This window comes from Spiroplasma endosymbiont of Tipula paludosa, assembly GCF_964264785.1.
GTDB lineage: Bacteria > Bacillota_I > Bacilli_A > Mycoplasmatales > Nriv7 > Nriv7.
Genome location: NZ_OZ183484.1, coordinates 321,952 through 336,719, shown reverse-complemented (window position 1 = coordinate 336,719; position 14,768 = coordinate 321,952). Strand labels below are relative to the sequence as shown.

Below are 14,768 nucleotides of genomic sequence, written 5' to 3'. Positions count from 1 at the left end.
TAATATGATATCTCTCCTTTTTTACTATAATCTCCACACTAAATTCCAGCAATTGAATAATAAAAATATTTCTAAACAATGCAACCCCTTTTTTATTATTTATTTCTATTTTGACAAATAAAAAATAGTACTTTAAAGGACTATTTTAAATATTTATTCTATTTTAATTTTATCATTACTATAAATTAAAAATTAATATTTTTAAAATTACTTTATTATTTAATTTTGTTTTTAATTGCTGAATTATACTTGTAAGTGCAAGTAAATAAAATTGCAAAAGATTTCATATAAAAATTTCATGATGCTAAGTTTATTTTAGAAAAAGTAAATTTAAGGAGTTTTTATATGGGATACAAACATCTTGGCATAGATGAAAGAATTTATATTGAGAATCAATTGAAATTTAAAGTAAAAATTAGTGAAATAGCTAAAAATCTTAATCGAAGTATTAGTACTATTAATCGAGAAGTTAATAGAAATAAAGATAATAATCATTATTTTTCATTAATTGCACAAAATAAAGCAGAAAATAGAAAACAATTACATGTTTATTTTCATAAATTTAAAAATAGAGAATTAGTAAAATATGTACAACAAAAATTATTATTAGGTTGATCGCCTGAACAAATTTATGGCAGAATTAAAAATTTTCATCAAGAATGAATTATTAGTTTTAAAACAATTTACAATTGAATTTATTCTGGATTACTTGAAAAGGTTACTAGTAAAAATTTAAGAAGAAAAGGTAAGAAACGAAAATCTCAAGAAAATCGGGGTAAATTTAATGGTAAATCCATTAAAGAACGAAATGTTAATAATCGCATAACTCTTGGCCATTGAGAAGGTGATACTGTAGTATCATCACGAGGTAAAAGTAAATCATGTTTAATAACTTTAGTTGAAAGAACATCAAGATTTACTTTAGCAATATTAGTTGAAAATAGAACTACTAAAGTTATTAACAAAAATATTAGTCATTATTTATCAATTCTTCCAAATAATCTTGTTAAGACTATAAAATTTGATAGGGGTAAAGAATTTGCTAATTGACAACAACTTGAAAAAAATTTAAATGTGAAAATTTATTTTGCTGATGCATATTCACCTTGACAAAGAGGTACTAATGAAAATACTAATGGTTTAATTAGAGAAAAATTTCCTAAAAAATTTAATTTTTCAAACACTACTAAAAATGCAGTTCATAAATTTATATTGTCTTTAAACCAAAGACCAAGAAAAATACTAAATTATCTTTCGCCAATCGAATATTTGGTTAGAAAAATAATTTAGTTGCACTTAACTTTACAATTTGGCATAAATTTAAAAATAGAGAATTAGTAAAATATGTACAACAAAAATTATTATTAGGCTGATCGCCTGAACAAATTTATGGCAGAATTAAAAATTTTCATCAAGAATGAATTATTAGTTTTAAAACAATTTACAATTGAATTTATTCTGGATTACTTGAAAAGGTTACTAGTAAAAATTTAAGAAGAAAAGGTAAGAAACGAAAATCTCAAGAAAATCGGGGTAAATTTAATGGTAAATTCATTAAAGAACGAAATGTTAATAATCGCATAACTCTTGGCCATTGAGAAGGTGATACTGTAGTATCATCACGAGGTAAAAGTAAATCATGTTTAATAACTTTAGTTGAAAGAACATCAAGATTTACTTTAGCAATATTAGTTGAAAATAGAACTACTAAAGTTATTAACAAAAATATTAGTCATTATTTATCAATTCTTCCAAATAATCTTGTTAAGACTATAACATTTGATAGGGGTAAAGAATTTGCTAATTGACAACAACTTGAAAAAAATTTAAATGTGAAAATTTATTTTGCTGATGCATATTCACCTTGACAAAGAGGTACTAATGAAAATACTAATGGTTTAATTAGAGAAAAATTTCCTAAAAAATTTAATTTTTCAAACACTACTAAAAATGCAGTTCATAAATTTATATTGTCTTTAAACCAAAGACCAAGAAAAATACTAAATTATCTTTCGCCAATCGAATATTTGGTTAGAAAAATAATTTAGTTGCACTTAACTTTACAATTTGGCGTTTTAAAACAATTTACAATTGAATTTATTCTGGATTACTTGAAAAGGTTACTAGTAAAAATTTAAGAAGAAAAGGTAAGAAACGAAAATCTCAAGAAAATCGGGGTAAATTTAATGGTAAATCCATTAAAGAACGAAATGTTAATAATCGCATAACTCTTGGCCATTGAGAAGGTGATACTGTAGTATCATCACGAGGTAAAAGTAAATCATGTTTAATAACTTTAGTTGAAAGAACATCAAGATTTACTTTAGCAATATTAGTTGAAAATAGAACTACTAAAGTTATTAACAAAAATATTAGTCATTATTTATCAATTCTTCCAAATAATCTTGTTAAGACTATAACATTTGATAGGGGTAAAGAATTTGCTAATTGACAACAACTTGAAAAAAATTTAAATGTGAAAATTTATTTTGCTGATGCATATTCACCTTGACAAAGAGGTACTAATGAAAATACTAATGGTTTAATTAGAGAAAAATTTCCTAAAAAATTTAATTTTTCAAACACTACTAAAAATGCAGTTCATAAATTTATATTGTCTTTAAACCAAAGACCAAGAAAAATACTAAATTATCTTTCGCCAATCGAATATTTGGTTAGAAAAATAATTTAGTTGCACTTAACTTTACAATTTGGCATTAACTTAACATAAACAGTATTTTGTTCTCAAAGAATATTCATAATAAACTGTGAAACATCGGCCAACATTTTTTGTTCACCAATAACTGTTTGAATAACAAAAACACCGTGCGCTTTAGTAATAAAGTAATCAATCACTTCACCAATAAGTGAATTATCATCAACATTGATAACTTGTAATCCAATATAGTTTTCAACTTCGTCATCATTTACTAAATGAGGATTATTACTAAGTTGAAATAAATCTTGAGTCTTTAAAAATAAAATGTCATTAATATAATCATAATTTTTAAATTTAACTAAAAGATCACCTTTATGACTTCTAGAACTAACAACCGTTAATATTTCATAAGTATAATTATTAGAATCATAAAAATATATATCATGATTAGCATCAAAGAATCGCTCATATTTAGGCATTAAACATCTAATCTTTACTTCGCCCTTTAAAGCATGAGTATTAATAACCTTACCAATTTTAACAAACTTCATTATTCGTTAAAAGCCTCTAAAGATACTTTAATTCTTTTTTGCTCTCTTGATGCCTTAACATTAACTAAACGACGAATCGAATCAATAATTAATCCTTTTTTACCGATTAATCTTGCCAAATCACTATCACTAGTCATAATAAGAATTTCTAATTCATTGTCATTTTCATTTAACATTCTAATTTGAATATTATTAATATCTTTAACAATTGGACTAATTAATATTTTAACAGTATTAATGTAATTCATCATTAGCTAACTCCATTTATTCTCTCGAATTTTTTTCATCAATAACCTTTGCTTCTTTTGAAACTTTAACTGTTGATTTAGAATTACTACTTTTATCATCATTTACTTTGTTTTTAACTTCCTTAGCTAAAACTTCTTTTTTAATCACTTTTTTCTCTGCTGTTGATTTCTTTGCTTTATTTTTTTGTCGTAATTCATGAAATGCCTGCATAATTTTTTCTTTTGCAAATAAACTACGAACTGTTTCAGTTGGTTGAGCACCAACGGTTAATCACTTTAAAGCTAATTCTTTATTAATTTTTAACGAATCATTTAAAGAATCATATGTTCCAATTAATTCAATATATTCACCGTCTCTTTTAATACGAGAATCAATAGCAACAATACGATAAAAAGGTTGTTTAGTTTTTCCCATCCTTTTCAGTCTTAATTTAACCATAAAATATAAGTACTCCTCTCACTATTATTGGTTTAGTTATCTTTTTAAACCATAATTAATAATATCGTTAATCGATATATATGTCAAGTAAGTTTACTTAACAGGTCGCGTTTAGTTTTCTTAGGTATTGCTTTGAAGAAGTAAAACAATCAGCTAATTATATTATTTAATTACTAAACTAACCATACCTTTCTTGTTATTGTCATTTTTATTCATTACTATTTTATCATATTATTGAATTTTTACACAATGAAAAATTATTAATTGGTCGCGTTTAGTTTTCTTAGGTATTTTTTAAAAAAGAAAAAATAGTCATTTACTATAAATTATTTCAATATGCAAATTAAGTATATATTTCTTATGTATGATTTTTGTTGTAAAAAATTATTTTAATGTTGTTTTTATAAGCATTTTACTTAGTTTTTATAACCTTTTATTAAGAATATGTTTGTTAATATTAAATATTTTGTTTTATTAATTATTTTTCAAGTAAAAAGGTAATAAATTTTTAGTTGCTTTTCTTTCAAAATTATTCAAATCTTTACCCACCTAACAAAACTTTATGCGCCCTACTTAACAGTTAATATTACTACTACTTAAAAAATATAATTTATGTTTATGCTGAATTATACTTGTAAGTGCAAGTGCCAAATTGTAAAGTTAAGTGCAACTAAATTATTTTTCTAACCAAATATTCGATTGGCGAAAGATAATTTAGTATTTTTCTTGGTCTTTGGTTTAAAGACAATATAAATTTATGAACTGCATTTTTAGTAGTGTTTGAAAAATTAAATTTTTTAGGAAATTTTTCTCTAATTAAACCATTAGTATTTTCATTAGTACCTCTTTGTCAAGGTGAATATGCATCAGCAAAATAAATTTTCACATTTAAATTTTTTTCAAGTTGTTGTCAATTAGCAAATTCTTTACCCCTATCAAATGTTATAGTCTTAACAAGATTATTTGGAAGAATTGATAAATAATGACTAATATTTTTGTTAATAACTTTAGTAGTTCTATTTTCAACTAATATTGCTAAAGTAAATCTTGATGTTCTTTCAACTAAAGTTATTAAACATGATTTACTTTTACCTCGTGATGATACTACAGTATCACCTTCTCAATGGCCAAGAGTTATGCGATTATTAACATTTCGTTCTTTAATGGATTTACCATTAAATTTACCCCGATTTTCTTGAGATTTTCGTTTCTTACCTTTTCTTCTTAAATTTTTACTAGTAACCTTTTCAAGTAATCCAGAATAAATTCAATTGTAAATTGTTTTAAAACTAATAATTCATTCTTGATGAAAATTTTTAATTCTGCCATAAATTTGTTCAGGCGATCAACCTAATAATAATTTTTGTTGTACATATTTTACTAATTCTCTATTTTTAAATTTATGAAAATAAACATGTAATTGTTTTCTATTTTCTGCTTTATTTTGTGCAATTAATGAAAAATAATGATTATTATCTTTATTTCTATTAACTTCTCGATTAATAGTACTAATACTTCGATTAAGATTCTTAGCTATTTCACTAATTTTTACTTTAAATTTCAATTGATTCTCAATATAAATTCTTTCATCTATGCCAAGATGTTTGTATCCCATATAAAAACTCCTTAAATTTACTTTTTCTAAAATAAACTTAGCATCATGAAATTTTTATATGAAATCTTTTGCAATTTTATTTACTTGCACTTACAAGTATAATTCAGCATTAAAATGATTAGATAAAATTGATAAATCAATTATTTTTCCTTCATCATTATTAATGATAACAAATTGATCCGTTTCTAATAGCAATGCTATATTATTAGTAGCAAAAATACTAATTAATACTAAACTAGAAAATAGTTTATTCACCAAAAACTCTCCTGACAATTAAAATAATAAGTTAATAGTAAAAGATAATACTTACAACCTCCTTTTTTAAAAAATAACTATTTATTAGTCTAACTTCATAACATTCTTATGAATAATATTAACAAATTTAATATTTAATTACTACTAGAAAAATAATAATAATTTTAATTTAAAAAATAGTTCTTACACATATTGTATAAGAACTATTTTTATTATTAATATTAATCAATTTAAAAGTAATAAATTAAGTAAAATCTTTATTTTTAAACACCCATCAGGTTCCAAAAATGACACCAATAGTTAAAAGAATATAGAAAACATAAGCACCAGGAATATTAATAATTTCTCTTGTAATATCAGGGCGATATGAATATGAACTATCACCATTTTTTACAAATCCAATATTCTTGTTAGTATTAATCTTATTTATATTATTATCATTCAAGGCTGGTGACACTAATAACTGTCAATGTTTAACAACATTTAAATATGAAATTGCAGTAGCTATTTTCCCCATCGTAACAGTAAATGGTGGTATCTTCTGACCTAATAATTTTCTTCATTCATCAAATTTGATTGCAAACCAATATCCCATAACCTTATTAAATTCTTGACTATCATCTCATACTCTCGTAATTTTATTAAATATTTTATATTTCAAAATGATATTAAACATTTGTTTATAATTAATGTTATATGGGTTACTAATATTATTTGTATTATCCACTGCTAATTGAAAATTTGTTTCTTTTCACGGTTCTATTGAATAATCAAAATAATTATATCCAACTTCACCACCATTGTCTTGTGCATATTTATTAATTGCATTTTTTCATTCATTAAATCCTGATTTTTCTAATTCAACATCACTTAATAAAAGTAATTTCCTAAAATCAGGAATTAACTTAAAGTCTTCATCTCATTCTGATTGTCTTTGAAATAAATTTGAACCAGCAGCCATCGGACTTATAAATGTATCAACTAAACCAAAAATTTGAATTAAACCAAGAAATAAAGCAGCAAATAATATTAAAACTTTTGAAGAAAAAACTAATGACAATAATAAAGCAGGACTAGAAATTAAAAACTGCAATAATATTAAAACTCCAATTAAAATAAAAATATTTTTAGCAAATTGACCCATAAAAATAAATGGTAAAACTTTAAAAAATAATGGTGTTATTAAAATTGGCAATCCTAAACAAATAATTATATAAGTTATAATTGTAATGTGAAATGCTAAGATTTTTTCTGTAACAAGTCTTGTTCTTGTCATTGGTAAAGTATTAAAAATTAATAATGTTCCATCACTAATTTCATCACGAAAAATTTGTGATGCTTTAGAATAACTTAATAAAATTAAAAAACTAATAAAAAAACCATATAAAATAGTAATTATTTGATTATTTAAAGAAACATATTCTGCTCTTATCACATCAGTAGTAATATTAGAAACAGTTTCTAAACGCATATTTAAAAAATAAGATAATGAACCGACAATCGCTAAAGGAATTATTAAACCAATAATTAGAAAAACTCAAGATGAAATTGCTTTAATAATTTTATTTAAAGTATAAAGCAAAATTGGCGCTCTAAAACTAAATTTATAGTTTTTACTTGTTACTTTTTGAGTTTTAATCGGCATTACTTCTTACCTTCCTTTTTATTACTGTTTTTATGACTAGACACAATTTCTGATTGTTGATCATTTTTAATAATTTGTTCATACAACTCAGTTAAGTCTGTTGTATACGGTTGTGTTGATTTAATTAAAATTTTATGTTCAAGCGCTAATTCACTAATATTTAACAATTCTTGATCATTTTTAATTTGCACCACAATTTTTTCATTCATTATTTGAACATCATAACCAGCTTTTTTTAATACTTTAATAAACAATTCTGGTTTTAAAGGATCAAACATATATAAATTTTGTTTTTTAGTTTGAATGATATCACTGTAAATAACATTACCATGATTTAAAATTGTAACTTCATCAATAATATTTTGTAACTCTAATAAAATATGTGATGAAATCAAAATGCTTTTTCCCATATCACGAAGTTTAATTAATTCATCAAATAATTCCATTCTCGCTGTTGGATCTAAATTAGCTGCTGGTTCATCTAAAATTAATATTTTAGGATTAGAAATAAGAGCTTGTGCTAATAATACCTTTTTTTTCATTCCAGAAGAAAAACTATTAGGATTTTTTCGTTGAAACTTTCATAAATTTAATTGTTCTAATGATGCTTTAGCTTCCTTTTTACTTTTTTTTCAATCGTTTCCTCGTAAAAAACTCATTCAAGTTAAATATTTATATGTTGATAAGTGCATTGGAAAACGAGCATTTTCAGGAATATATCCTAAAACTTCTTTAGCTACAGACAGCGTAGCATCTTTACCATCAATTTGTATTTCACCACTATTAGGAATAATTGAACCGATTAAACATTTAATTGTTGTTGTTTTTCCACTACCATTAGGTCCAATAAAACCATGAATTTTACCACTTTTTACTTTAATAGTAATGTTATTAACAGCAACTTGTTTTTTAAACCTTTTGGTTAATCCACTAATAGAAATTGCATAATTATTATTTTCCATTAATTTACTCCTTGTATATTTTATGACTAATGATGAATACGACCAGCTTATTTTCGTTTCATTGCTAATGCTTTAGTAAAAGAATAACTTTGTAAACCATTTCCACTTAATCCAATACAAATCCCTGTATTGCCAGCAATTAATTGCTTAATAGCTTCAGTTCCTAAAATTGTTGCTAAATAGCGATCCATTGCTGTTGGCATACCGCCTCTTTGAATATGTCCTAAGACTGTTGCTCGCGTAACATAACCACTACCTTTTTCAACTTCTTTCGCCAATTGATGAACATCATACAGTTTTTCCGTTACAAGAATAATTACCGAACGATACTTTTTCTCATAACATTTTTTAGTTTGCTGAATAATTTCTTCTTCTGTCAATTTATTTTCTGATGTACTAATAATTTCCACACCACTACCAATTCCCGCCAGCATCGCAATATCTCCACAATAACGACCCATAACTTCAATAATTCCACAACGATTATGAGATTCATTAGTATCGCGAACACGGTCAATTGCTTCAATAACGGTATTTAATGCCGTATCAAAACCAATAGTAAAATCACTTGATACAACATCATTATCTATTGTTCCTGGCAAACCAATACAATTTAATCCCATTGCTACTAATTTATTAGCACCTTGATAACTACCATCACCACCAATAACAATTAAATTATTAATTTCTAATTGTTTTAAATTATTAATCGCTCGTTGTCTTACTTCTTCCTTTGCAAATTCAGGATAACGGGAAGTACCAATCGCTGTTCCCCCACGATTAACAATTTTTCTCGCAAAGTCTTCATTAGTTTCTTCAATTCAACCTTGTGTTAAACCTTCATAACCATCCCTAACAATGTAAGGCAGAATATTATTTGCTATTGCTTTTTTAATTATTTGCGCCACCGTATTGTTCATTCCTGGCGCATCGCCACCAGAAGTTAATATCGCAACTTTCTTCATCAATTTTGCCATTTTTAATTTATCCCTTCTAAATATTTAGTATTTTAATTATAGCAAAAATATATTCTCCACAATATACTAATTTATTAAAGTGCTATTTGTCTCCTTAATAATTAATTAGTTGGGGACTATACTATTAATTTGTTATTTTTTAAAAAGGTATCCTTAATAAAATTTTAATTTTATCGTTAAACCTCCTTTACTACTACAATAGCAAGAATAGAGTGAAAATCGTTTCTAATTAAAGAAATAATATTCTTAAATAAAAAATATCTCCCAATTAACTAGGAGATATTTAAAGGTTTTAAGATTTTAAGATTTTTTTGTTAAGTTATAAAATGTTTCCATTCCATCATATTCACCAGTAGCACCTAATTCATGTGCAATCGTTAAGAGACGATTATATTTAGCAATCCGATCGGTTCTTGACATTGAACCAGTTTTAATTTGTCCAGTGTTTAAAGCGACCGCTAAATCAGCAATAGTTGTATCCTCAGTTTCACCTGAACGATGTGATACAACTGTTGTTCAATTAGCTTTTTGCGCCATTTGAATCGTCGCAATCGTTTCACTCATTGTTCCAATTTGATTTACTTTAATTAAAATTGAGTTAGCCGCTTGCTTTTCAATACCTTCTTTTGTTATTTTAGGATTAGTTACAAAAATATCATCTCCCATAATTTGGACTTTATTACCTAATTTTTCTGTTAATTTAACAAAACCATCTCAATCATGTTCTGATAGTCCATCTTCAATAGAAATAATCGGATATTTATTAACTAACTGTTCTAAATACAAAATCATTTCATCAGTAGTTTTTTCAACAACTTTGCCACTTTTTTTGCTTAGTTTTTTAAAGACATAAATTTTTCGTTCTTTATCATATAGTTCGCTAGAAGCACAATCCATTGCAATTTTAATATCCGTACCAGCTTTATATCCTGCTGTTTCAATTGCTTTAACAATAACATCTAATGCACCTTCATTATCTAAATTTGGAGCAAATCCACCTTCATCACCAACAGAAGTAGTATCACCAGCATCGTGTAAAATTTTCTTTAAAGTATGAAATACTTCTGCTGCCATTCTAATTGCTTCTTTAAAATCAGGAGCACTAACCGGCATAATCATAAACTCTTGAAAATCAATTGTGTTGTCTGCATGTTCTCCACCATTAATAATGTTTAACATTGGTACTGGTAATTTTCTAGCATTAATACCACCAATATATTGATATAATGGTAAACCTACTTCATCAGCACCTGCACGCATAACTGCCATTGATACTCCTAAAATCGCATTAGCTCCTAATTTTTCTTTATTAGACTTGGTACATAACCTTTAATTTTATCTACTATTTTGATAATTATTTTTTAGATGAAATACAAATGTTAGATAAATACAAAGATAAAAATGAATTTTATAGTTTAGTCGGCATAAAATGTTATAGTTATGTACCAAGTCTATTATCTGTACCATCTAATTTAATCATCACTTGATCAACTAAAAGTTGATTAGTAACATCCATTCCTACTACTTTTTCACGAATCATTTTATTAATATTAGCAACAGCTTTTAAAACACCTTTACCCATATATCGCTTTTCATCGTTATCTCTTAATTCTAAAGCTTCTAATTCACCTGTGGATGCCCCTGACGGAACCAAGGCTTTGCCGTAACCAAATTCACTTCACACTTCCACTTGAATTGTGGGATTACCACGAGAATCTAAAACTTCTATTGCTCTTACATCTGTAATTCTTGACATCTATTACTATCCTCCTCTAAATGAGATATATATTATATATTAGACTTGGTACATAACTATAACATTTTATGCCGACTAAACTATAAAATTCATTTTTATCTTTGTATTTATCTAACATTTGTATTTCATCTAAAAAATAATTATCAAAATAGTAGATAAAATTAAAGGTTATGTACCAAGTCTATTATAGCAAAAACTAGACAAAGACACACAGAAAATAGGTCGCGTTTAGTTTTCTTAGGTATTTTTTAGCTGAATTATACTTGTAAGTGCAAGTAAATAAAATTGCAAAAGATTTCATATAAAAATTTCATGATGCTAAGTTTATTTTAGAAAAAGTAAATTTAAGGAGTTTTTATATGGGATACAAACATCTTGGCATAGATGAAAGAATTTATATTGAGAATCAATTGAAATTTAAAGTAAAAATTAGTGAAATAGCTAAAAATCTTAATCGAAGTATTAGTACTATTAATCGAGAAGTTAATAGAAATAAAGATAATAATCATTATTTTTCATTAATTGCACAAAATAAAGCAGAAAATAGAAAACAATTACATGTTTATTTTCATAAATTTAAAAATAGAGAATTAGTAAAATATGTACAACAAAAATTATTATTAGGTTGATCGCCTGAACAAATTTATGGCAGAATTAAAAATTTTCATCAAGAATGAATTATTAGTTTTAAAACAATTTACAATTGAATTTATTCTGGATTACTTGAAAAGGTTACTAGTAAAAATTTAAGAAGAAAAGGTAAGAAACGAAAATCTCAAGAAAATCGGGGTAAATTTAATGGTAAATCCATTAAAGAACGAAATGTTAATAATCGCATAACTCTTGGCCATTGAGAAGGTGATACTGTAGTATCATCACGAGGTAAAAGTAAATCATGTTTAATAACTTTAGTTGAAAGAACATCAAGATTTACTTTAGCAATATTAGTTGAAAATAGAACTACTAAAGTTATTAACAAAAATATTAGTCATTATTTATCAATTCTTCCAAATAATCTTGTTAAGACTATAAAATTTGATAGGGGTAAAGAATTTGCTAATTGACAACAACTTGAAAAAAATTTAAATGTGAAAATTTATTTTGCTGATGCATATTCACCTTGACAAAGAGGTACTAATGAAAATACTAATGGTTTAATTAGAGAAAAATTTCCTAAAAAATTTAATTTTTCAAACACTACTAAAAATGCAGTTCATAAATTTATATTGTCTTTAAACCAAAGACCAAGAAAAATACTAAATTATCTTTCGCCAATCGAATATTTGGTTAGAAAAATAATTTAGTTGCACTTAACTTTACAATTTGGCAATTCAAATTTACAACGAATTTTTTCATATTTTTAATTAATAAATGAACATCGCTATTAAATTTTTCTTTTCATTTAGTTTCTGTTTCATCTCTAAAAATTAAAATATCAAAAATAGCTACTTCTATAATTTAAATAAAAAATACTAGCGGCACAATACTGTGTTATATATTTAATATTCTTACTTACATATTTGCAAAAATCCAAAAACAAAATTATAATATCAATATTTATTTAATACGCCCCCATTATTATTTCGGTCTTTCTCAGGAAATATTTTTAATTGTTCCTTTTGTAAAAGCATAATAAAAATTTGTCATCATTTGAATAATTTGTTGTTCAGAAGAACCTAATACATTATTTGCTTTCGCCATTTGCAAAAAATAATAATCCATTTCTTTAGTTTGCATATCTTGTTTTCACTGAATAATAAGCGCATAATGTTCCTTTAAAATATGAGGATAATGCTTTGCTAAAAAATTAAACGCATAATAACTAATATCAATAAATGGTAATAATTGCTCTTTAATAGCTCCAATTAATGACAAATGCATTGCCACTAGTGGATCATCAAGTTTAGGTCATAAAATTCCCGGCGTGTCTAGTAAATGAATATTTTGCGCTAACTTGACTCATTGAATCCCTCTCGTAACTCCTGGTTGATTAGCAACATTACTTACTTTTCTTTTAACTAAATTATTAATTAACCGTGATTTGCCGACATTAGGAATCCCAATAATCATCACCTTAATTTGTCAATTTGGAATGCCACGAGATTTTTGATGATTAATTTTATCTTTCAATAATTGATTAATTAATAAAATAATTTCATTTTTGGGTTGATCAACTAATAAATTAGTTAATACTACTTTAACTAACGGGTCTTTTTTTAAAAATGCCATTCATTCTTGATTTACTTTCATATCACTTAAATCTTTTTTATTCAAAATAATAATTCGTGGTTTATTTTTAAATAATTCTTGAATAATTGGATTAATACTAGAGTTAATGGCTCGCGCATCGCGAAGTTCAATTACTAAATCAACTAATGCTAATTTTTCTTTCATCAAGCGAATAGCTTTTGCCATATGACCTGGAAATCAATTAATATTTAACTTTTCCATTAATATGTCTCCTTAATTGAAAAATAAAGGCAAATTCTACCTTTACCTTTATTAATTATTATCCCTTATTTCTCTTATTAGAACTAACTACTTCTTTAATTCTTGCAGCTTTACCAATAAGATCACGCATATAGTATAACTTCGCTCTTCTAACACGACCAATTTTTAAAACTTCAATTTTATTTATTAGCGGTGAATGTAAAGGGAAAGTTCTTTCAACACTAGTACTACCAGTAAGTTTTCTTACAGTAAAACTAGAACTAATACCTGACCCTTGACGCTTTAAAACTAAACCAGTAAAAACTTGTGTTCGTTTTTTGTTACCTTCATTAATTTCAACAGCAACACTTACTGTATCGCCAGATTTAAATTTTGGAATATCAGTACGAAGTTGTTGTTCAGTAATTTGTCGATCTAATTGCATATTCATAACAATTGCTCCTTCCATTATTATTTATTTTTTATCTTTTTCTAATTCAGCAATTCAAATTTGCTCTTGTGGTGTTAATTGATTTAAGTCAATCAAATCTGGTCGCTTTTTATATGTATTATAAAACGCTTGTTCTTTTCTTCAAATATCAATATTTTTATGATGACCTGATAATAAGACATCAGGAACTTGCTGATTATTAAAAACTAATGGTTTAGTAAATACAGGATAATCTAAATACTTATTAGTAAATGAATCATTTTGATGTGATGCTTCTTGAATAACACCTGGTAATAAGCGAATAACAGCATCACTTATAACCATACTGGCAATTTCACCAGCACTAAGAACATAATCACCAATAGATATTTCCATATCAACAAAATCTCTAATTCTTTCATCAAAACCTTCGTAATGACCACAAACTAAAATTAATGAATTATTACTACTAGCCATTGCACTAGCAATATCCTGTTTAAATGTTTTTCCTTGTGGCGATAATAAAATCACTTGACTATTAGGGATTTGCTCACGAGCATAATTTATCGCTGCAACTACAATCGGTGCCATTAATACCATCCCATTACCACCACCATATTGATAATCATCAACTTGTTGATGCTTATCAATAGCAAAATCACGAAGATTAATGATATTAAACTTTACTTTTTCTTTCTTAACAGCATTCTTAATAATTGATGTATTAATAAAACTAACAAAGAGTTCGGGAAATAAAGTGATAATTTGAATTGTTGTCATTAATTTCTTGCCTCCTTTATA

Annotated in this window: 15 protein-coding genes and 2 pseudogenes; 5 read left to right on the top strand and 12 right to left on the bottom strand. The window is 25.7% G+C overall.

Features of this window, described 5'->3' with window-relative positions; all coding sequences use genetic code 4:
• The first annotated feature begins 345 nt into the window (after positions 1-345).
• The 3 genes from ACFEL5_RS02005 to ACFEL5_RS01995 are packed head-to-tail and all read left to right on the top strand — an operon-like array spanning position 346 to position 2,692.
• Positions 346-1,290: an IS30 family transposase gene (locus ACFEL5_RS02005; RefSeq protein WP_375315203.1), complete on the top strand. Its 945-nt coding sequence runs from the start codon at positions 346-348 to the stop codon at positions 1,288-1,290.
• Positions 1,287-2,048, top strand: a complete 762-nt coding sequence (locus ACFEL5_RS02000; RefSeq protein ID WP_375315749.1) for an IS30 family transposase — start codon at positions 1,287-1,289, stop codon at positions 2,046-2,048. The genes ACFEL5_RS02005 and ACFEL5_RS02000 overlap by 4 nt, the downstream gene beginning before the upstream one ends.
• On the top strand, positions 2,045-2,692 hold the full coding sequence (locus ACFEL5_RS01995; RefSeq protein WP_375315748.1) for an IS30 family transposase: 648 nt from the start codon (positions 2,045-2,047) through the stop codon (positions 2,690-2,692). Before ACFEL5_RS02000 ends, ACFEL5_RS01995 begins: the two co-directional genes overlap by 4 nt.
• Here ACFEL5_RS01995 and rimM read toward each other — a convergent pair.
• The 4 genes from rimM to ACFEL5_RS01975 all read right to left on the bottom strand — a co-directional run bounded on the left by rimM (position 2,689) and on the right by ACFEL5_RS01975 (position 5,512).
• On the bottom strand, positions 2,689-3,210 hold the full coding sequence (gene rimM / locus ACFEL5_RS01990; protein WP_375315571.1) for a ribosome maturation factor RimM: 522 nt from the start codon (positions 3,208-3,210) through the stop codon (positions 2,689-2,691). The two genes, ACFEL5_RS01995 and rimM, sit on opposite strands and share 4 nt — an antisense overlap.
• On the bottom strand, positions 3,210-3,458 hold the full coding sequence (locus ACFEL5_RS01985; protein WP_338967265.1) for a KH domain-containing protein: 249 nt from the start codon (positions 3,456-3,458) through the stop codon (positions 3,210-3,212). The genes rimM and ACFEL5_RS01985 overlap by 1 nt, the downstream gene beginning before the upstream one ends.
• Before the next feature lie 16 nt (positions 3,459-3,474).
• The gene (rpsP, locus tag ACFEL5_RS01980) at positions 3,475-3,873 is read right to left on the bottom strand and encodes a 30S ribosomal protein S16 (RefSeq protein WP_375315201.1); all 399 of its coding nucleotides are present in this window, start codon (positions 3,871-3,873) and stop codon (positions 3,475-3,477) included.
• 694 nt (positions 3,874-4,567) lie between these two features.
• On the bottom strand, positions 4,568-5,512 hold the full coding sequence (locus ACFEL5_RS01975; protein ID WP_338966716.1) for an IS30 family transposase: 945 nt from the start codon (positions 5,510-5,512) through the stop codon (positions 4,568-4,570).
• 58 nt (positions 5,513-5,570) lie between these two features.
• Between ACFEL5_RS01975 and ACFEL5_RS01970 the strand changes: the two genes are divergently transcribed.
• Positions 5,571-5,789 carry a hypothetical protein gene (locus ACFEL5_RS01970; RefSeq protein ID WP_375315570.1) on the top strand — a complete coding sequence of 73 codons (219 nt, stop codon included), beginning with the start codon at positions 5,571-5,573 and terminating at the stop codon, positions 5,787-5,789.
• Positions 5,790-6,011: 222 nt separating this feature from the next.
• On the opposite strand, the gene ACFEL5_RS01965 is transcribed toward ACFEL5_RS01970, so the two are convergent.
• The 5 genes and pseudogenes from ACFEL5_RS01965 to ACFEL5_RS01945 form a co-directional block, all read right to left on the bottom strand.
• Positions 6,012-7,412 (bottom strand): ABC transporter permease, encoded by a 1,401-nt coding sequence (locus tag ACFEL5_RS01965; protein ID WP_375315569.1) that lies wholly within the window; start codon positions 7,410-7,412, stop codon positions 6,012-6,014.
• Complete coding sequence (locus tag ACFEL5_RS01960; RefSeq protein ID WP_342262586.1) at positions 7,412-8,374, bottom strand: ABC transporter ATP-binding protein; 963 nt, start codon at positions 8,372-8,374, stop codon at positions 7,412-7,414. Before ACFEL5_RS01960 ends, ACFEL5_RS01965 begins: the two co-directional genes overlap by 1 nt.
• Before the next feature lie 47 nt (positions 8,375-8,421).
• Entirely contained in the window at positions 8,422-9,351 is a 930-nt protein-coding gene (gene pfkA, locus ACFEL5_RS01955; protein ID WP_342189813.1) for a 6-phosphofructokinase, read from the bottom strand.
• Between the two features lie 300 nt (positions 9,352-9,651).
• Positions 9,652-10,665 (bottom strand): annotated as a pseudogene (eno, locus tag ACFEL5_RS01950) (phosphopyruvate hydratase); the annotation flags it as partial.
• A gap of 145 nt (positions 10,666-10,810) precedes the next feature.
• Positions 10,811-11,107: pseudogene (locus ACFEL5_RS01945) on the bottom strand (phosphopyruvate hydratase); the annotation flags it as partial.
• A gap of 359 nt (positions 11,108-11,466) precedes the next feature.
• Between ACFEL5_RS01945 and ACFEL5_RS01940 the strand changes: the two are divergent.
• Positions 11,467-12,411, top strand: coding sequence for an IS30 family transposase (locus tag ACFEL5_RS01940; protein WP_375315203.1), 945 nt, complete (start codon positions 11,467-11,469; stop codon positions 12,409-12,411).
• 274 nt (positions 12,412-12,685) lie between these two features.
• Here the strand turns inward: ACFEL5_RS01940 and ylqF are convergent, their stop codons facing one another.
• From ylqF to trmD, 3 genes are read right to left on the bottom strand one after another with little or no spacing between them, the layout of a single operon-like run.
• Positions 12,686-13,558 carry a ribosome biogenesis GTPase YlqF gene (gene ylqF, locus ACFEL5_RS01935; protein ID WP_338967258.1) on the bottom strand — a complete coding sequence of 291 codons (873 nt, stop codon included), beginning with the start codon at positions 13,556-13,558 and terminating at the stop codon, positions 12,686-12,688.
• A 58-nt stretch (positions 13,559-13,616) separates the two neighbouring features.
• Complete coding sequence (rplS, locus tag ACFEL5_RS01930) at positions 13,617-13,988, bottom strand: 50S ribosomal protein L19 (protein WP_342189925.1); 372 nt, start codon at positions 13,986-13,988, stop codon at positions 13,617-13,619.
• Between the two features lie 24 nt (positions 13,989-14,012).
• Positions 14,013-14,747 (bottom strand): tRNA (guanosine(37)-N1)-methyltransferase TrmD, encoded by a 735-nt coding sequence (gene trmD, locus ACFEL5_RS01925; protein WP_375315568.1) that lies wholly within the window; start codon positions 14,745-14,747, stop codon positions 14,013-14,015.
• Between the last annotated feature and the right edge of the window lie 21 nt (positions 14,748-14,768).